This window comes from Cellulomonas sp. Root485, from assembly GCF_001426705.1.
Classification (GTDB): domain Bacteria; phylum Actinomycetota; class Actinomycetes; order Actinomycetales; family Cellulomonadaceae; genus Cellulomonas.
Window position 1 is genome coordinate 927,676 of sequence record NZ_LMFC01000002.1, and the last position, 19,059, is coordinate 946,734.

Below are 19,059 nucleotides of genomic sequence, written 5' to 3' on the forward strand. Positions count from 1 at the left end.
ATAGCACGACCCTCTCGGATGGTGTCTGATGGGGTTGTCCGTGGGCGCGCCTCATGTAACGCACCAGAAACATGCGGGGCGCCACGCGGCCGGTTCCAGATGGTGAGACGTACCGCTCAGTATCAATCGCGTAACAATCGGGTTGCGCTCTGTGAACTGTCCGCTTTGTCCACTATTCGCTTGACTACCGTGTCGCCACACCCCGGCGGACTCTGGACCGCGTGCTGGGCGGTACTCCCGCGCAGCACCACAGAGCCCACCACCCTTCTCGGGAGGAAAATTGAGGATCACACGCAAGGCCGCGTTCGCAGCGGTCGCCGCGACGAGCGTGCTCGCTCTCGCGGCATGCTCCAGCGGCGGCGGCAGCGACGACGCGACCGACGACGCGGGCATCAACACCGAGACGTCCGTCAACATCGCCTGGAACCAGCCGTTCTACTCGGCCAACGGCAACAGCACGACGGGCAACGCCACGGCGAACAACGTCATCCTGTACCTGCTGAACTCGGGCTTCTGGTACTACGACGCCGACCTCAACCTGGTCCAGGACGAGTCGTTCGGCACCTACGAGAAGGTCTCTGACGACCCCCTGCAGGTCAAGTACACGTTCGCCGACACCGCGAAGTGGTCCGACGGCACGCCCGCCGGCCCCGCCGACCTGCTCCTCGAGTGGGCCGCCCAGAGCGGCAAGTTCAACAACGTCGAGGCGGAGTACGACGAAGAGGGCAACATCACGAACCAGGACGCCCTGGACGCTGGTGTCTACTTCGACGCGGCCTCGCCCGCGATGGCCCTCGTCGAGGAGACGCCCGAGATCGACGGCGACTCCATCACCCTGACCTACACCAAGCCGTTCGCGGACTGGACCACGGCCATCTCGATGAACCTGCCGGCGCACGTCGTCGCGCAGCGCGCCCTCGGGATCGAGGACGCCGGCGAGGCGACCGACGCTCTCGTCGCCGCCATCGACGAGGGGAACGTCGAGGACCTCTCGCCGATCGCCAAGTCGTGGAGCACCGACTGGAACTACGCGTCGATGCCGTCCGACGAGGACCTGCTGGTCACCAGCGGCGCCTACCAGATCACGGAGTTCGAGCAGGAGCAGTTCATCACCCTGACCGCGAACCCGGACTACGAGGGCGACCACAAGGCCGTCTTCAACAAGGTCACGGTCCGCTACAACGGCGACCCGATGGGCCAGGTCCAGGCACTGCAGAACGGTGAGGTCGACCTCATCAACCCGCAGGCCACGGCCGACGTCAAGACCGCTGTCGAGGCCATCGAGGGCCTCGAGGTCGAGTCCGGCCCCGAGGGCACGTACGAGCACGTCGACCTGCAGTTCGCCAACGGTGGTCCGTTCGACCCGGCGACCTACGGCGGCGACGCGGAGAAGGCCAAGAAGGTTCGTCAGGCGTTCCTCAAGACGATCCCGCGCGACCAGATCATGGAGAACCTGATCCAGCCGCTCGACCCGACCGCAGAGCTCCGCAACTCGTACACGCAGGTTGCCGGCTCGCCGATGTACGACCCCATCGTCGAGGCCAACGGCCAGGCCGAGGCCTTCGCCCTGGACATCCCGGGCGCCACCGCCCTCCTCGCCGAGGCCGGCGTGCCGGCCGTCACGGTCCGCCTGCTCTTCGACCCGGAGAACACGCGCCGTCAGAACGAGTACGAGCTCATCAAGGCGTCGGCCGCCCAGGCCGGCTTCGACGTCCAGCCCTACCAGGTCCAGACGGACTGGGGCACGGACCTCTCGAACGCGACGAGCTTCTACGACGCAGCGCTCTTCGGCTGGCAGTCGACCTCCACCGCCGTCACCGAGTCGGACGCGAACTACCGCACCGGTGGTGGGAACAACTTCTACGGCTACTCCAACGCCACGGTGGACGGGCTCTTCGACGAGCTCCAGGTCGCCACGGAGCAGTCGGACCAGGAGCCGCTCCTGGCCCAGATCGAGACCGAGCTCGTCAACGACGCGTTCGGTGTGACGATCTTCCAGTTCCCCGGCGTCACCGCCTGGAACCCGGAGAAGATCGGCAACGTCTCGAAGCTGACGATCGCGCCGACGATCTTCTACGGCTTCTGGGAGTGGACCGCGGGCGAGGCCGCGTCCGAGTGATCCACGGTTCCTCCGCCGGGCGCTGAGCCCGGCGGAGGAACCTCCCGGTCAGACGTCACCGGGGCGCCGGAACCACGAGTCTCGGCGCCCCGGTGACGTGCCTGTGGTCGTTCGACCCCGGACCGCGGCGGCCGCAGGGATACGATCCCCCCGACCCGTGGTGCCCGATCCCAGCGAGGTAGCCCACCCGTGCTGAACTTCCTGCTCCGCCGCATCCTGGCGGGACTGGCCACCCTCTTCGTGGCCCTCTTCCTCATGTTCGTCCTGGTCGACGCCGCAATCGACCCGCTGCAAGACCTCCGCGAGAGCACGGCGCCGAACAAGGCGCAGCTGATCGCTGCGCGCATCGACCTGCTCAACCTGGACACCAACGTCGTCGTCCGGTTCTTCATGTGGCTCGGCAACCTGTTCACCGGCGACTTCGGTGTCGCGTGGCGCTCCATGCAGCCCGTCAAGGACCTGCTGGTGCACGCGATCGGCTCGACGCTGCAGCTGGTCACCGCCGCGACCATCCTGTCGCTGGTCATCGGTGTCACCGTCGGCATCGTCAGCGCCCTGCGGCAGTACAGCGGCTTCGACTACGGGATCATCTTCCTGTCGTTCCTGCTCTACTCGCTGCCCTCCTTCTGGGTCGCCGTCCTGCTCAAGCAGTGGGCCGCGATCGGCTTCAACGACTTCCTCAAGGACCCGGTGATCGCCTGGTCGGTGATCGCCGGCATCGCGGTGGTCGCAGGCCTGTTCTGGTCGCTCGCCGTCGGCGGGCGACCCGCACGCCGCTGGCAGGTCTTCGGGGTCGCCGCGGTGTCGACGTTCGCGATGTTCGCCTACCTGCAGCTCTCGGGCTGGTGGGAGCGGCCGCAGATCGGCCCCATCCTGCTGCTGATCCTCGCGGGCGGTTCCGCGGTGGCCATCGCCGCGGTGTTCGCAGGCGTGCACAACCGCCGCGCGATGTGGACCGGGCTCACGACCGTAGGCGTCGGGCTGGCGCTGTACCTGCCGATGCAGGTCGTCTTCGACTCGATCGACGAGAACAACTGGATCATCTTCGGGCTGGCCCTGCTCGCCATGGCGGTCGGGTTCCTCATCGGCCGCCTCTACGGCGGTCCCGACTGGGGCATCTCCGCGCGCACCGGCGCAGCGGTGGCGTTCATCACCGGCGGGCTCATCTTCATCGACCAGGTCATGCAGGTCTGGCCGCCGTACTTCAAGGCACTGAGCGGGCGGCCGATCCCGACGTTCGGTGACCGCACCCCGGGACTGGGCGGCAACTACTGGGTCGGCGTGCTGGACGCGTTCACCCACCTGCTGCTGCCGACCGCGACGCTCGTGCTCATCGCGTTCGCCGCGTACACGCGGTACTCGCGCTCGAGCATGCTCGAGGTGATGAGCCAGGACTACATCCGCACCGCGCGGGCCAAGGGCCTGCCGGAGCGGGCCGTCGTGGTCCGGCACGGGTTCCGCAACACGCTGATCCCGCTCGCGACCATCGTGCCGATCGACATCATCACGCTCATCGGTGGCGCGGTCATCACCGAGGCGGTGTTCGCGCGGCCCGGCATGGGCCAGCTGTTCGTCCGCTCGCTCAACGACGCCGAGATCGAGCCGGTGATGGGGTACCTCCTCATCACGGCGACGCTCGCCATCATCGCCAACATCGTCGCGGACATCATCTACGCGTCGATCGACCCGAGAATCCGGTTGGACGCATGAGCACCTCCACGCACCCCGAGACCCCCTCGTCGGGCGACACCGTCGAGAACGCGATCGAGCTCCAGGACGTCGTCGGGCTGTCCCAGGGGCAGATCGTCCGCCGCCGGTTCTTCCGGCACAAGGGAGCGCTCGTCGGCCTCGCCGCCCTCGGCGGCACGATCCTGCTGGCCGTGACCTCCGTGGGCATCGGACCCATCCCCGGCTGGTGGATGTGGACCGGCTACGAGACCGGCAACCCGATGTCGAACCCGGGTGGGGCCCCGACGCTGAGCCTCTTCCCGCCCGCGTGGGGAGACCACCCGTTCGGTCAGGACGAGCTGGGCCGGGACATCTTCGCCCGCGTCATGCACGGCGTGCAGACCTCGCTCATGGTCATGTTCGTGATCGGCATCGTCGCCGGCGTCATCGGCGTCCTCGTGGGCGCGATCGCCGGTTTCTACCGCGGCGGCCGGGACACGGCCCTGATGCGGTTCACCGACCTGGTGATCACCGTGCCGACGATCGTCATCGGCGCCGTGATCGGCAAGCTCTCCGGTCAGATCAGCGCGATCGTCTTCGCCATCTCGCTCGGGCTCATCCTGTGGACCACGCTGTCCCGGCTGGTGCGAGGCGAGTTCCTCGCCCTGCGCGAGCGGGAGTTCGTCGACGCGGCGCGCGTGGCCGGTGCCAGCAGCGGGCGGATCATCTTCAAGCACATCCTGCCCAACGCGATCGGGACGATCATCGTCAGCACCACGCTGCTGATGAGCTCGGCGATCCTGCTGGAGACCGCGCTGTCCTACCTCGGCTTCGGCATCACCCCGCCGACGATCTCGCTGGGCCAGATGATCCAGACCTACCAGCAGGCGTTCTCGACGCGGCCGTGGCTGTTCTGGTGGCCCGGCATCTTCATCGTGATCATCGCGCTGAGCGTGAACTTCATCGGTGACGGCCTGCGCGACGCGTTCGACCCGCGCCAGAAGCGGATCCCGTCGGAGCGCAAGATGGCCAACGCCATGAAGGCGGACGGCTCGGCGCGGGGCGCACTGACGTCGACCATCCCGAACCAGTCCGGCCCGATGGCCGGCAGCGGGTACGGGCAGTGATGAACGCCCCCGGTGCGTACGGCTCAGGCGGTGGCCAGCACGGCCACCGCCGTGCCGACGAGCACCAGGAGCGCCGCGATCGTCGCGACGTGCCAGTGGCGCTCGGGGCGGATGCCCCCGGCGGTGCGGGCCTGCTCCGCGTCGCGCAGGAAGCCGGCGTCGGCCAGCGCCCGGTGTCGGTCGCCGATCGCTGCGGCGACGTCCTCGGCGGTGCCGGGGAGCCGGGCGTCCGTCGTGGCCGTCACGGCCGCGTCGTCGGTGGGACCCGTGGACCGGTGCATGCGGGCGGCCGTGCCGCTCGATCGTGGTGCCGCCCAGGCGGTCACGTCGCCGTCGGTGGTGTGCAGGACCAGCGACCACTGCACGGTGAGCCCGCGGTAGGTGGGCCAGGGCACGTGCGTGCTGCGCAGCGGGTTGCGGACCAGCACCCCGCCGTCGCTCACGACGACCGCCGGACGCCAGAACAGCGCCCAGACCAGCAGGACGACCACACCGGCCAGCGGCAGCGCGCGGACCACCTCACCGAGGCCGTCCTGCACGCCCACGGCGACCACGGCGACGAGGGCGACGACGCCCGCGGCAACCGTGAGCGCACGGCCGTACCTCGACGAGAACTCCAGAGTGGGACGCACATGCCCATGCTCGCAGAACCGCAGGTGGCGACCGTCCGATGCGGACGCGCCCACCGTGCGCAGGAAGGATCCTGATCACGTGGCCATCGACATCTCGGACGCCCCGCCGCCCACCGACACCCGCACGCCCGTGCTGCAGGTGCGGGACCTCGGCGTCGACTTCTACGTGGACGGCACGTGGTACCCGGCCGCGACCGGCATCAACTACGACGTGCGGCCCGGCGAGGTCCTCGCGATCGTCGGCGAGTCCGGCTCCGGCAAGACGCAGTCCTCGATGGCCCTCATGGGCCTGCTCCCGCCGAACGGCCGGGCCCGCGGCTCGGCCGTGATCGGGGACCGCGAGCTCATCGGGATGCCGCCGCACAAGCTGCGCCGGATCCGCGGCAAGGAGATCGCGATGATCTTCCAGGAGCCGATGACCGCGCTGAACCCCGTCTTCACCATCGGCTTCCAGATCATCGAGACGCTCCGGACCCACTTCGAGATGGGGCCGGCGGACGCCCGCGTGCGTGCGCTGGAGCTCCTGCGCCTCGTCGAGATCCCCAACCCCGAGACCCGGATCGACGCGTACCCGCACCAGCTCTCCGGTGGTCAGCGCCAGCGCGCGATGATCGCCCAGGCGCTGGCGTGCGACCCGAAGCTGCTCATCGCGGACGAGCCGACGACGGCGCTCGACGTCACGGTGCAGGCCGAGATCCTCAAGCTCATGCGCGACCTGCGCTCCCGCATCGACTCGGGCATCGTCCTGATCACCCACGACATGGGCGTCGTCGCCGACATGGCCGACACGATGATCGTGATGAAGGACGGCAAGGTCGTCGAGCAGGGTGAGGCCCGCCAGCTCTTCGCGAACCCGCAGCACCCGTACACGATCAAGCTGCTCGACGCGGTGCCGCACCTGGGCCGCAGCGCCGAGATCCAGGCCGCGGAGCAGTCCGGGACGAGCGCGACCCCGGTCGCGGACGCCCCGACGGTCACCACGTCGGACCGCGCGGTCGTCCTCGAGGCCAAGCAGATGGTCATCGAGTACCCGGGCCGCCGTCGCACGCCCGCGTTCCGCGCGGTCGACGGCGTGGACCTGACCATCCGCGCCGGTGAGGTCGTCGGGCTGGTCGGTGAGTCCGGCTCCGGCAAGACGACGATCGGTCGCGCGATCGTCGGTCTGCAGCCGGTGACCGGGGGTTCGCTGCGGATCGTCGGCCAGGACATGGTGGGAGCGACCACCAAGGACCTCAAGCCGCTGCGCACCAAGGTCGGGATGGTCTTCCAGGACCCGGGCTCGTCGCTCAACCCGCGCCTGCCGATCGGCGAGTCGATCGCGGAGCCGCTGCTGCTGCACCGCGGGCTGAAGGGTGCCGCCATGTCGACGGCGGTCGAGACGCTGCTGGACCAGGTCCAGCTGCCGCGGGCCATGCGCAACCGGTACCCGCACGAGCTGTCCGGTGGTCAGCGCCAGCGCGTCGGCATCGCCCGCTCGCTGGCGCTGGAACCGCAGCTGCTGGTGGCCGACGAGCCGACGTCCGCGCTCGACGTCTCCGTCCAGGCGACCGTGCTGGCCCTGTTCCAGGACCTGCAGCGCGAGCACGGCTTCGCGTGCCTGTTCATCAGCCACGACCTCGCCGTCGTGGAGATGCTCGCGGACCGCATCGCCGTCATGCACAACGGCAAGCTGGTCGAGGTGGGGGAGACCGCGCAGGTGGTCAACCACCCGCAGGACCCGTACACCCAGCGGCTCCTGGCTGCGGTGCCGGTGCCGGACCCCGCCGCGCAGCAGGCCCGTCGCGAGGCGCGCGACGCCCTCCTCGAGGCGCAGCGCGACGAGCTCGAGCGCGAGGAGCTCCTGCACGCCCAGGACGCCGAGAAGATCGACGCGCACGACATCACCGACGTCGACAACGAGCGGATGACCGGCCGCGGGTTCTGAGCGGCCACAGCCGAGCAAGGACAGCGAGCGCCGTTCCCTGCGGGGACGGCGCTCGCGGCGCGTCCGTCTCTCTTCTGCCGATTCCGACGGATGTGTCCGGCATGGTTGACCTTCAGGCGGAAACGACCGATACCCCTCGATGACGGGGTGCGGTGGTCCGCCTCGATCATGTCGGTCTGCGGGAGGCGCGCGGTGTTCAAGGGGTCACGTTTCGGGGTCGTCGCGCTGGTCGCGCTCGCGGCGGTCGCAGGCTGCACGCAGGAGACGCCCCAGCCGGACCGCAGCGGCACCGTGGTCGTGACGCTGGGGATGCCGTTCACGTCGCTGAACGGCGGCACGGCCGAGGGGCGGGCGCCCGGCAGCACCCTGGTGCGCTCGTTGGTGCAGGCCGGGTTCGTCTCGCTGGACCAGGACGGCACCGCGGTCTTCGACGAGGGGTTCGGCTCCGTCGAGAAGGTCAGCGACTCGCCCCTGACCGTGAGGTACACGATCGACCCGTCGGCGACGTGGTCGGACGGGACGGCCGTGACCCCCGCCGACCTCCTGCTGGAGTGGGCGGCGCGCAGCGGACAGCTCGACGACGTGACCCCTGAGCTCGACGCGCAGGGCGGGATCACCAACAACGACGAGCTCGACGCGGGGGTCGCGTTCGCGGCGGCGTCTCCGGCGCTCGCGCAGGCCCAGCAGCTGCCGACGGTGGACGGTGCGACGCTGACGCTCGTCTATGCGACGCCCGTGCCGGACTGGCAGGTCGCGCTCGACGTCAACGTCCCCGCGCACGTGGTGGGGCAGTCGGCGCTGGGGGTCGAGGACCCGACGGAGGCCGCCGCCGCGGTGACGAAGGCGATCGTCGACGAGGACAAGGAGGCGCTGAGCTCGATCTCCGAGGCCTGGCGGACGGACTTCGAGGCCGACGCCCTCGCGCAGCACGTCGACCAGGCGGTCACCACCGGGCCGTACGCGGTGGACGTGATCGTGCCGGGCGAGCGGGTCGAGCTGGTCCGCAACGAGGCGTACGAGGGCGCCGGCGCCGCGAGCTACGACCGCGTGGTGGTGCGCACCGACCTGGAGCCGCTGGAGCAGGTCGAGGCGCTCGCGGCCGGCTCGGTCGACGTGGTGGCTCCGACGGACACCCGCGACGTGCTCGACGCGCTGGCGGAGGTGACCGGCGCCGACGTGCGCACGGGGGGCGACAGCACGCTCCAGCTCCAGGTCCAGGCAGCCGGGGTCGGCGCGTTCGACCCCGCCACGTACGGAGGTGACTCCGCGGTCGCGTCGGCCGTGCGGCAGGCGTTCCTGCTGACCGTGCCGCGGGACGCCCTCGTCTCGACGGTCGTCGCGCCGCTGTGGCCGGAGGCGGTCGTCGCCGCGGCGCTGCTGCCGACCGTGGGCCCGGACGCCGGGGGTGACGTGGCGCCGAGCGGTCCGGCGGACATCGCGGGCGCGCGCCGGCTGCTGGACGAGGCGGGCGTCACCGAACCCGTCACGGTGCAGGTGCTGGTCAACACCACCGACCCCCTGCGGGCCGCGATGCTCGCCCTGATCACCGAGTCGGCCTCCGACGTCGGGTTCGAGGTCGAGCCGTACACCCCGGTCGACGGTCTCGGTCCGGACCTCGTGGGGGCGCCTGACGCGTGGGACGCGGCGCTGGTGCCGGTCCCGCAGTCGGACCTGCCGCTCGACTCGGTGCTGTCGCGGTGGCGGACGGGAGGCGCGACGAACGTCACCGGCTGGTCGGACCCGGCCACCGACGCCGCCGCGGCGACGCTCGCGCAGACGGTCGACCCTGACCCGAGCACCGTCGAGGACCAGCTCGCCGCGGTCGCGGAGAGCCTCGACGCCGGTGGTGCGGTGCTCTCGCTGGTGCGACAGCCCGTCGTGGTCGCCACGCGGGGTTCGGCCGCACCGACCGCCGGGACGACCCCGGCGGCGCCCGACGTGGAGCCGCTGGCGCTCGGCCGGGCGGACCTGACCGACTGGTGGGCCTGGGCGCGCACCGGCTGACGTGGGTCTGGTCACCTTCTGACGCACGCGGACGGGTGGGCGGGTAGAATCGATCGGCGCGACCGGCGACCCGGCGCGCTCCCCACCTTCTGAGATGAGTTCCCCCATGTCTGAGCCCACGTCTGCGCCGACAGGCACGAGCGTGCGCAACGACCTGCGCAACGTCGCCATCGTCGCTCACGTCGACCACGGCAAGACGACGCTGGTCGACGCCATGCTGTGGCAGTCCGGGTCGTTCGGGTCCCACGCCCACGTGGACGAGCGCGCGATGGACTCCGGCGACCTGGAGCGTGAGAAGGGCATCACGATCCTCGCCAAGAACACGGCGATCCGGTACACGGGTCCCGCGGCCGCGGAGATCGGCGAGCCCGGCGGCATCACCATCAACGTCATCGACACCCCGGGGCACGCCGACTTCGGCGGCGAGGTCGAGCGCGGCCTGTCCATGGTCGACGGTGTGGTCCTGCTGGTCGACGCGTCCGAGGGCCCGCTGCCCCAGACGCGCTTCGTGCTGCGCAAGGCGCTCGTCGCCAAGCTGCCCGTGATCCTGGTCGTGAACAAGACCGACCGTCCCGACGCCCGGATCACCGACGTCGTGCACGAGGCCACCGACCTGCTGCTGGGCCTGGCGTCCGACCTGCACGAGGACGTCCCGGACCTGGACCTCGACGCGATCCTCGACGTGCCCGTCGTGTTCGCCGCCGCCAAGGCCGGCCGCGCGTCGCTGAACCAGCCCGCCGACGGTGGCCTGCCGGACTCGGAGAACCTCGAGCCGCTGTTCAAGACCATCCTCGAGCGGATCCCCGCGCCCACCTACACCGAGGGCGCGCCGCTGCAGGCGCACGTCACCAACCTCGACGCGTCCCCGTTCCTCGGCCGCCTCGCCCTGCTCCGCGTCTTCAACGGCACGATCCGCAAGGGTCAGACCGTCGCGTGGGCCAAGGCCGACGGCACCCTGGCGAACGTCAAGATCACCGAGCTGCTGGAGACCAAGGCGCTCGAGCGCGTCAGCACGGACTCCGCAGGCCCCGGGGACATCGTCGCCGTCGCCGGGATCGAGAACATCACCATCGGTGAGACGCTGACCGACCCCGACGACCCGCGTCCGCTGCCGCTCATCACGGTCGACGACCCGGCGATCTCGATGACCATCGGCATCAACACCTCGCCGCTGGCCGGCCGCGGCGGCAAGGGCCACAAGGTCACCGCCCGCCAGGTCAAGGACCGGCTCGACAAGGAGCTCGTCGGCAACGTCTCGCTCCGCGTCCTGCCCACCGAGCGTCCCGACGCGTGGGAGGTCCAGGGCCGTGGTGAGCTCGCGCTGGCCATCCTCGTCGAGCAGATGCGTCGCGAGGGCTTCGAGCTGACCGTCGGCAAGCCGCAGGTCGTCACCAGGAAGGTCGACGGCAAGGTGCACGAGCCCGTCGAGCGCATGACGATCGACGTCCCCGAGGAGTACCTCGGCGCCGTGACCCAGCTGCTCGCGCAGCGCAAGGGCCGCATGGAGACCATGTCGAACCACGGCACCGGCTGGGTCCGCATGGAGTTCCTCGTCCCCGCGCGTGGCCTCATCGGCTTCCGCACGCGGTTCCTCACGGACACCCGCGGCACGGGCATCGCGTCGTCGATCTCCGAGGGGTACGAGCCGTGGGCCGGCCCGATCGAGACCCGCATCAACGGCTCGCTCGTCGCCGACCGCTCGGGTCCCGTCACGCCGTTCGCGATGATCAACCTGCAGGAGCGCGGCTCGTTCTTCGTCCAGCCCACGCAGGAGGTCTACGAGGGCCAGATCGTGGGCGAGAACTCGCGCAACGAGGACATGGACGTGAACATCACCAAGGAGAAGAAGCTCACGAACATGCGGTCCGCGACGGCCGACAACTTCGAGAACCTCATCCCGCCGCGCAACCTCACGCTGGAGGAGTCCCTCGAGTTCGCCCGCGAGGACGAGTGCGTCGAGGTGACCCCGACCGTGGTGCGCATCCGCAAGGTGGTGCTCGACCAGACCGAGCGCGCCCGCATCACGGCCCGCGCGAAGCGCGCCTGACCTCGGCATGACCGGAGGGCTCCTGGCGGTGCACGCGCACCCCGACGACGAGTCCCTCGCGACCGGCGCGCTGCTCGCCACCTGGGCAGCCGCCGGTCGTCCCGTCACCGTCGTGACCTGCACGCGCGGCGAGCGGGGTGAGGTCATCGGCGCGCGCCTGGCCCACCTCGAGGGTGACGGACCGGCGCTCGCCGAGCACCGCGACCACGAGCTGGGCAGGGCGCTGGCCGCCCTCGGCGTGCGGGACCGCGGGTACCTCGACACGATCCCCGGCCCGACGCAGGAGCGCTTCGAGGACTCCGGCATGGCGTGGGTGGGCACCGGCCGTGCCGGGCTTCCCGACGAGGTCCCCGAGGGAGCGTTCGTCGGCGTCGGGCTCGAGGAGGCCGCCGAGCGGCTGGCCCGCGTGATCCGGTCGCGCCGCCCCGACGTGGTCGTCACGTACGAGCCCGACGGCGGCTACGGCCACCCCGACCACGTGCGCACCCACGAGGTGACCCAGTGGGCGCTCGACTTCGCCCGCGAACGACCCGACGAGGCCTCACCCGCGTTCTCCGTGCCCGTCGTGCTGTGGGCCGTCCAGGGGCGCCTCGCGCTGCAGCGCGGCATGCGTGCCCTGCGCGGCGACGCGGTCGTCGCCGCGCTCGGGTCGCTGCACGGTGACCTCGAGCTGCCGGACCCCGTCGCCGAGCTGCCCTCGGTCGCCGTCCCGGACGACGAGATCGAGATCGAGGTCGACGTGCTGCCCGTGCGCGACCGCGTCCTGGACGCCCTGCGCGCCCACGTCACGCAGGTCCAGGCGATCCGCGCCGTCGACGACGACCGTGGGCTCGTCGCCTGCTACGCCCTGAGCAACGGCATCCTGGCGCCGGTCCTGCCCACCGAGGCGTACCGGCGGGGGACCGGCGGCTCGGGTGCGGACGTCGTGTGGCCCGCCGGCGTGCGCCCGGTAACGTGACGCGCGTGCAACGCCTCTCCGCCGGCGCCGTCGCCTCGACCGTCGCGGCCCTCCTGCTCGGAGTCCTCGTCGGCACCCTCGGCACCGTGATGCACCGCAGCATCCCGCCGTGGGGGGTCGTGGTCTGCCTCACCCTGGCTTTCGTCGCCGCGATCACGGTCCGCGCCTGGACCGGGTTCGTCGCGCTCGGCGGCTACGCGCTCGGTCTCGTGGTCACCGTCCTGGTCCTCACCGTGTCCGGCCCTGGGGGTGACACCCTCGTGCCCGACGGCCAGGCCGTCGGCTGGGTGTGGCTCCTCGGATCGGCCGCCGCGACGATCGTCGTCGCACTCCTGCCGCGCGGGCTGTTCGACGACCGCCCACGGCCGCCGCGCCCAGCCGCGGAGCCGGTGATCGAGCACGAGCTCGCGGACCCACCTCCGTGAGCGAGCCCGACGTGTTCCGCTCCGCCGTGGCGCGGCTGCCCGCGGGCGTCGCCGTCATCACGCTGCGCTGGCGGGGCACCCTGCACGCCATGACGGCGAGCGCGATCACCTCGGTCTCCCTCGATCCGCCCATGCTCCTGTTCTGCGTCCACACCGACGCCCGGTTCCGCGACGCGCTCGACGACGTGGACACCTGGTCCGTCAGCGTCCTCGCCGACGACCAGGCCCACACCGCCGACTGGCTGGCCTCCCCGGGACGGCCCGCGATCGACCAGCTCGCCCGCGTCCCGCACCGGCCGGCGCCCGTCGCCGACGCGGTCTGGGTCGACGGTGCCGCGGCCTGGTTCGACTGCCGGACCGACTCCGTGCACCGGGCGGGCGACCACGACGTCGTCGTCGGAACGGTCCTCGTCGCCGAGCAGGGAGCCGCCGGTGCCGGTGGCCTCGTCCACCTGCGCGGCCGCCTGCACGGCGTCCGCTGACACCTCGCCGACGGCGTCGAGGCATCCCGTCGCGGTCGCGGCTCGGCGATACGGGTGAGAACGTTCCCTCGCCGTCGTGATGCGGCAGATCCAGTTCCCCGAGGCACGTAGACTCGCGCGGACGCGTTGTGCGCGTGTGGAGCAGCGGGGGAGCGGATGACTAACGGCACCGAGCGCGACGAGCCCGGACAGCGCAGCGAGGACGGGCCCCAGGGCTCCGGTCCTGCGGAGAGCAGCCGTCCGTCGTCGGACCCGGTCTGGCCCGTGTGGGGCGACAGCAGCGCCGCCGAGCCCGTCACGGAGCCCGAGGCGTCGGCGGACGAGCCCGCCGCCGGCGAGCCCGCATCGACCGCTCCTGACGAGGACGCCGTCGACGCGTCAGCCCCTGCCGCCGAGGACGCAGGCGAGCAGACCGCCGATGCGCCCGCCACCGAATCCTCCGCCACCGAATCCTCCGTCGCCGACTCGTCCGTCGCGAACGAGTCGCCGCTGGCCGATGTCCCACTCGCTGAGACGACGCCGGAGCCCGAAGCGGAGGCGACCCTCGGGACGGAGCAGGTCACCGTGCCCGAGCCTGACGCCGAGCCCGAGCCCGAGCCCGACGCTGAGCCCGCGCGCGAGCCTGGAGACGAGTCCGAGCCTGCCGCCGAGCCCGAGCCCGAGCCCGCGCCCGCGCCTGGCGACGAGTCCGAGCCCGACGCAGAGCGCGGGCCCGAGCCAGACGCCGAGCGGACGCCGGAGCCCGACGTGGAGGCGACGCCTGAGTCCGACGCCGAGGCGGCGTCAGAGCCCGAAGCCGACGCGACCTCAGAGCCCGTAGCCGAAGCAGCGTCTGAGCCCGAGGCGGAGCCCACGCCGCCGACCGAGCCCGAGCCCACGCCCGAGGACCACGCGGCGTCCGTCGCCGACGAACCCGTTGCCGGTGCCGGTGCCGTCGACGAGCCGCTGACGGGCGACGAGCCGGTGCCGGCCGTCGCAGCCGTTGCGGCCGTCGCCGACGGGCCCGCGCAGGACCCGTCGATCGACGAGGAGACCGTCGGCAGTACGGACGAGCCGACCGCGGACGAGCAGGTCGTCGACTCGACGGTCGTCGACGACACGACTGCCGACGAGGCGACTGCCGGCGACACGACTGCCGACGAGGCGACTGTCGACGAGGCGATCGCCGACGACGCGACGGCCGACGAGGCGACCGGCGGCGAGGCGCCGATCGACGAGGTTGCCGATCAGGGCAGGTCCGACGCGCGTGTCGACGCCGCACCCGAGCGCACGACCGCAGCCGCGGACCCGACCCCGGCGAGCGCTGTCGATGCACCCGCGCAGTCGGCCGATGCTGCCGAGGAGCCCGCCCGCGACGACGTTGCTGCCGCGACCGAGCCTCCCGCCTCCAGCGTGCCGCCCGCCTCCAGCGTGCCGCCCGCCTCCAGCGTGCCGACCGGCGCGAGCGTGGCGCCCGCAGGCGCGGACGCAGCGCCCACGCCGCCCGAGCCGCCCGCGGGCACGCCCGCTGGTCGCGACGACGCCACCGCCGTCATCCCGCCGGTCGTCGCCGCGCCGCCTGCTCCGGCACCCACGCCGCCACAGCCGGTGGGGACGCTCGCCGCACCGGTCACCCGCACGGTGCCAGGACCGTCGCCGGTCTCGACCGCGCCGACGCCGTCCGGGCCGGTCCCGCCGAGCTCGACAACAGAGGCGGCAGCGACCGCGGCCGCAGCAGCCGCCGGAGCCGCTGCCGGCACGGCCGCAGCAGCAGCCACGACCGGTGCGGCGTCCCCCTCAGGGTCGGCTGCCGCGCCGTACTCGCCGACCGTCGCCGCACCCACGTCGCCCAAGGGGCCGGTGCCCACGCCCGCGTCGCCCGCCCCCGCGGGACCGACCGCAGTAGCGGCGGCCGGAACGACTGCACCAGCTACCGCCGGAACGAGCGCACCAGCTGCCGCTGGAACAGCCGCAGCAGCTGCCGCCGGAGCGACCGCGGCAGGGGCCGCGTCCGGTGCCGCTCCCGCCGCGCCCACCGCCGGTGCGGCCCGGCCCACCGCGCAGTCACCGGTGCAGCCGAAGGCGCCGATCCCGTCCGGCCCGGTGCCGCCGTCGGAGCGTGCCGAGTCGCCGTTGGACGTGTTCGAGGCGGAGGACGGCAAGCGGCGCTGGCCCAAGCGGCTGCTGATCGTCGCGGCCGTCGTCGTCGCGCTGGGTGCGGTGTACGTCGGAGCGTCGTACGCGCTCGCGGACCGGGTGCCGCGCGGTGCGACGGTCGCGGGCGTGGACATCGGTGGGCTGACGTCCGAGGAGGCTGTCGCTCACCTGGACGCGGAGCTCGCGGACGCGACGACGCAGCCGATCGAGGTGGTCGCGAACGACGTCCAGGCCACCATCGACCCGACGGCTGCCGGTCTGACGTTCGACGCACAGGCCACGGTCGACGAGCTGACGGGTGTGGACCTCGCGGAACCGGCACGGCTCTGGGCGCACCTCGCCGGCGTCGGCGCGCAGGACCCGGTGACGTCGGTCGACGAGGACGCGCTGTCCGCGGCGATCTCCGACCTCGGGACGTCGCTGGCGCTCGCGCCGGTGGACGGCACCGTCGTGTTCGTCGATGCGACGCCGCAGTCGACGGCGGCGGTGGACGGCTGGAACCTGGACCAGGCGGGTGCCGCGGACGTGCTGGCGGCCGACTGGCTGGTGGCCGCGCGCCCGATCGAGCTGCCGACCGCCACGGTCGCCCCGGACATCACGCAGGAGGAGACGGACGCCGCTCTCGTCGAGGCGCGGCAGGTGACGTCGGCGCCGGTGACGGTATCGGTGGGCGGTCAGAGCGCGCTGCTCGACGCACCGACGCTCGCGGCGAACGCGTCGTTCGTGCCGACGGACGGAGCGCTGGTCCTGCAGATGAACGGCGACGGCCTCACGGAGGTCGTGCTGGCGCAGCTGCCCGACCTGCTGACCCAGTCGGCGGACGCCCACTTCGAGTTCGTCAACGACGCGCCCGTCATCATCCCGGGCACCCCCGGCACGTCGCTGGACCCGGCGGCGCTCGCCACGAGCGTCGCGGCGGCGACCGCGGCACCGGACCGCACGGCAACGGTGGAGCTGGTCCAGGCGGACCCGTCGGAGTCCACGGCCGAGCTCGAGGCGCTCGGGGTCAAGGAGATCGTCTCGGAGTTCTCGACGCCGCTGAACAGCGAGCCGCGCCGCACGATCAACATCACGAACGGCGCGAGCAAGATCAGCGGCACCCTGATCCGGCCGGGGGAGACGTTCAGCCTGACGGAGGCCCTCGGCCCGATCGACGCCGCGCACGGGTACGTCGAGGCGGGCGCGATCGTGAGCGGTGAGCACACGGACGCGTGGGGCGGTGGCCTGAGCCAGGTCTCGACGACCACGTACAACGCATCGTTCCTGGCGGGCTTCAAGGACATCGAGCACCGTCCGCACAGCGAGTGGTTCTCGCGGTACCCGGAGGGGCGCGAGGCCACGATCTTCACCGGCACCCTCGACATGCGGTGGGAGAACAACACGCCGTACGGGGCCCTGGTCCAGGCGTGGGTCTCCGGCGGTCGCGTGTACGTGCGGGTGTGGGGGACCAAGCACTGGACGGTCGAGTCGATCACCAGCCCGAGGTCCGGGGTCGTCGCGCCGACGACGGTGTACTCGCAGTCGCCCACGTGCGAGGCGCAGTCGGCGGGCAACCCGGGCTTCTCGGTGACGGTGACCCGCAAGACCTACCTGAACGGCACTCTGGAGAAGACGGAGTCGAACTCCTGGCGCTACAAGCCGCAGAACAAGATCATCTGCGGCGCGCCGCCGACGGCGACACCGCCCCCGACGCCCTAGTCAGGTGCCCGTCGGCCGGTGACGCCGGTCGGCGGGCGCCGGCGGGACCAGCTTGGTGAGCACGATGTCGGCGGCGGGCACGCGCACCTCGCCGCGTCGGGTGCGGACCAGGACCCCGTCGTCGTCGACCGCGATCAGCTCGCCCAGCACGTCCGTGTGCTGCGGGACGTGCAGGTCGGGGTGGTCGGGGTGCGGCTCGGGCAGGTCGTCGCGCAGGCGGCGGACGACGACGCGCACCCCCGGCGACCAGCTGCGCCAGCCTCCCGCGCTCATGGGTGTCCCTGTGATGGACACCGCGTCACGGGTCTGCGCATGTGAGCGATACTAAGAGGACCCCTGGCCTGTGGAGGACCGACCGTGACGTATGTGATCGCCGAGCCTTGCGTGGACGTCAAGGACAAGGCGTGCATCGAGGAATGTCCCGTGGACTGCATCTACGAGGGCAAGCGATCGCTGTACATCCACCCGGACGAGTGTGTCGACTGCGGTGCGTGCGAGCCGGTGTGCCCCGTCGAGGCCATCTACTACGAGGACGACGTCCCCGAGCAGTGGACCGAGTACTACAAGGCGAACGTCGAGTTCTTCGACGACCTCGGCTCGCCTGGTGGTGCCGCGAAGATGGGTGAGATCGACAAGGACCACCCGATCATCGCGACGCTGCCGCTGCGCGTGCACGGCGACTGACGCCGCCTCGGTGGGCCTGCTGACCGGCGACCTGCCGGACTTTCCCTGGGACACCCTCACCCCGTTCGCCCAGCGCGCTCGCGCGTACCCGGGCGGCATCGTGGACCTGTCCGTCGGCACGCCCGTCGACCCGACGCCGGCCCTCGTGCGCGAGGCGCTGGCGGCAGCGGCGGACTCACCGGGCTACCCGACGACGCACGGCACCCCCGCACTGCGGGAGGCCGTCGTCGACTGGTTCGCCCGGCGGCGCGGTGTCCGCGGTCTCGATCCGGCGGCGGTCCTGCCAACGGTCGGCTCCAAGGAGCTCGTCGCGTTCCTGCCGTCGCTGCTCGGCCTCGGCGCGGGCGACGTGGTGCTGCACCCGTCGGCGGCGTACCCGACGTACGACGTGGGGGCGCGGCTCGCGGGCGCGACACCCGAGCCGACCGACGACCCGGCCGGGCGGCTCGCCCACGGTGACGACGTCCGGCTCGTCTGGCTGAACTCCCCGGGCAACCCCGACGGCTCCGTGCTGGGCGTCGACCAGCTGCGCGCGGTGGTCGACGCGGCGCGCGCGTCGGCGCGACCGGTCGTCGTGGCGTCCGACGAGTGCTACGCCGAGCTGGCGTGGGACGAGCCGTGGGCGTCGACCGGCGTGCCGAGCGTCCTCGACCCGCGCGTGACCGGCGGCGACCTCACGGGCCTCCTCGCGGTGTACTCGCTGTCCAAGCAGTCCAACCTCGCGGGCTACCGCGCGTCGTTCGTCGCGGGCGACCCGGTGCTCGTCGCGCGGCTGCTGGAGGTGCGCAAGCACGCCGGCATGATCGTCCCCGGTCCGGTGCAGGCAGCCACCACCGCGGCGCTCTGCGACGACGAGCACGTCGCGACGCAGAGGGCCGTCTACGGGCGCCGTCGCCGCGTGCTGCGGGCGGCGTTCGAGAGCGCGGGCTACGCGGTCGACCGCTCGCACGCCGGCCTGTACCTGTGGGTGCGCCCCGAGTCGGGCGGTCAGGACAGCTGGGCCACGGTCGCGGACCTGGCCGGTCTGGGGATCCTGGTGGCACCGGGCGCGTTCTACGGCGACGCGGAGCACGTCCGGGTGGCACTGACGGCGTCGGACGACAGCATCGCGGAGGCGGCGGCTCGTCTGTCCGGGGCGTAGTCCGCCGGGTGTGA

The 19,059-nt window shown here is 72.0% G+C and carries 14 protein-coding genes; 12 read left to right on the forward strand and 2 right to left on the reverse strand.

What is annotated here, in order from left to right; translation table 11 throughout:
* Positions 1-280: 280 nt before the first annotated feature.
* The 3 genes from ASD16_RS12860 (at position 281) to ASD16_RS12870 (ending at position 4,914) form a co-directional block, all read left to right on the forward strand.
* Positions 281-2,119, forward strand: a complete 1,839-nt coding sequence (locus ASD16_RS12860; protein WP_055917712.1) for an ABC transporter family substrate-binding protein — start codon at positions 281-283, stop codon at positions 2,117-2,119.
* Positions 2,120-2,308: 189 nt separating this feature from the next.
* Positions 2,309-3,829 carry an ABC transporter permease gene (locus ASD16_RS12865; protein ID WP_055917716.1) on the forward strand — a complete coding sequence of 507 codons (1,521 nt, stop codon included), beginning with the start codon at positions 2,309-2,311 and terminating at the stop codon, positions 3,827-3,829.
* Positions 3,826-4,914, forward strand: a complete 1,089-nt coding sequence (locus ASD16_RS12870; RefSeq protein ID WP_055917719.1) for an ABC transporter permease — start codon at positions 3,826-3,828, stop codon at positions 4,912-4,914. Before ASD16_RS12865 ends, ASD16_RS12870 begins: the two co-directional genes overlap by 4 nt.
* A gap of 23 nt (positions 4,915-4,937) precedes the next feature.
* On the opposite strand, the gene ASD16_RS12875 is transcribed toward ASD16_RS12870, so the two are convergent.
* Positions 4,938-5,546 (reverse strand): PH domain-containing protein, encoded by a 609-nt coding sequence (locus tag ASD16_RS12875; protein WP_157453925.1) that lies wholly within the window; start codon positions 5,544-5,546, stop codon positions 4,938-4,940.
* A 79-nt stretch (positions 5,547-5,625) separates the two neighbouring features.
* Here ASD16_RS12875 and ASD16_RS12880 point away from each other — a divergent pair, with 79 nt between their 5' ends.
* The 7 genes from ASD16_RS12880 to ASD16_RS21450 all read left to right on the forward strand — a co-directional run bounded on the left by ASD16_RS12880 (position 5,626) and on the right by ASD16_RS21450 (position 17,220).
* Positions 5,626-7,470 (forward strand): ABC transporter ATP-binding protein, encoded by a 1,845-nt coding sequence (locus ASD16_RS12880; protein WP_055917726.1) that lies wholly within the window; start codon positions 5,626-5,628, stop codon positions 7,468-7,470.
* Positions 7,471-7,662: 192 nt separating this feature from the next.
* Positions 7,663-9,474, forward strand: a complete 1,812-nt coding sequence (locus tag ASD16_RS12885) for an ABC transporter substrate-binding protein (protein ID WP_162250306.1) — start codon at positions 7,663-7,665, stop codon at positions 9,472-9,474.
* A gap of 106 nt (positions 9,475-9,580) precedes the next feature.
* Complete coding sequence (gene typA, locus ASD16_RS12890; protein ID WP_055917732.1) at positions 9,581-11,521, forward strand: translational GTPase TypA; 1,941 nt, start codon at positions 9,581-9,583, stop codon at positions 11,519-11,521.
* Between the two features lie 7 nt (positions 11,522-11,528).
* Positions 11,529-12,479, forward strand: a complete 951-nt coding sequence (locus tag ASD16_RS12895) for a PIG-L family deacetylase (protein ID WP_055917735.1) — start codon at positions 11,529-11,531, stop codon at positions 12,477-12,479.
* Between the two features lie 5 nt (positions 12,480-12,484).
* Positions 12,485-12,904, forward strand: coding sequence for a DUF6113 family protein (locus tag ASD16_RS12900; protein WP_157453926.1), 420 nt, complete (start codon positions 12,485-12,487; stop codon positions 12,902-12,904).
* Positions 12,901-13,386 carry a flavin reductase family protein gene (locus ASD16_RS12905; protein WP_055917741.1) on the forward strand — a complete coding sequence of 162 codons (486 nt, stop codon included), beginning with the start codon at positions 12,901-12,903 and terminating at the stop codon, positions 13,384-13,386. The genes ASD16_RS12900 and ASD16_RS12905 overlap by 4 nt, the downstream gene beginning before the upstream one ends.
* Positions 13,387-13,542: 156 nt before the next feature.
* A complete protein-coding gene (locus tag ASD16_RS21450; RefSeq protein WP_082570822.1) occupies positions 13,543-17,220 on the forward strand; it encodes a VanW family protein in 3,678 nt (1,225 codons plus the stop codon).
* Here ASD16_RS21450 and ASD16_RS12915 read toward each other — a convergent pair whose 3' ends face one another.
* On the reverse strand, positions 17,221-17,493 hold the full coding sequence (locus ASD16_RS12915; protein ID WP_055917744.1) for a hypothetical protein: 273 nt from the start codon (positions 17,491-17,493) through the stop codon (positions 17,221-17,223).
* 84 nt (positions 17,494-17,577) lie between these two features.
* Between ASD16_RS12915 and fdxA the strand changes: the two genes are divergently transcribed.
* Positions 17,578-17,904, forward strand: coding sequence for a ferredoxin (gene fdxA, locus ASD16_RS12920; protein ID WP_028050935.1), 327 nt, complete (start codon positions 17,578-17,580; stop codon positions 17,902-17,904).
* 10 nt (positions 17,905-17,914) lie between these two features.
* On the forward strand, positions 17,915-19,045 hold the full coding sequence (gene dapC, locus ASD16_RS12925) for a succinyldiaminopimelate transaminase (RefSeq protein ID WP_200942941.1): 1,131 nt from the start codon (positions 17,915-17,917) through the stop codon (positions 19,043-19,045).
* Positions 19,046-19,059: the final 14 nt, after the last annotated feature.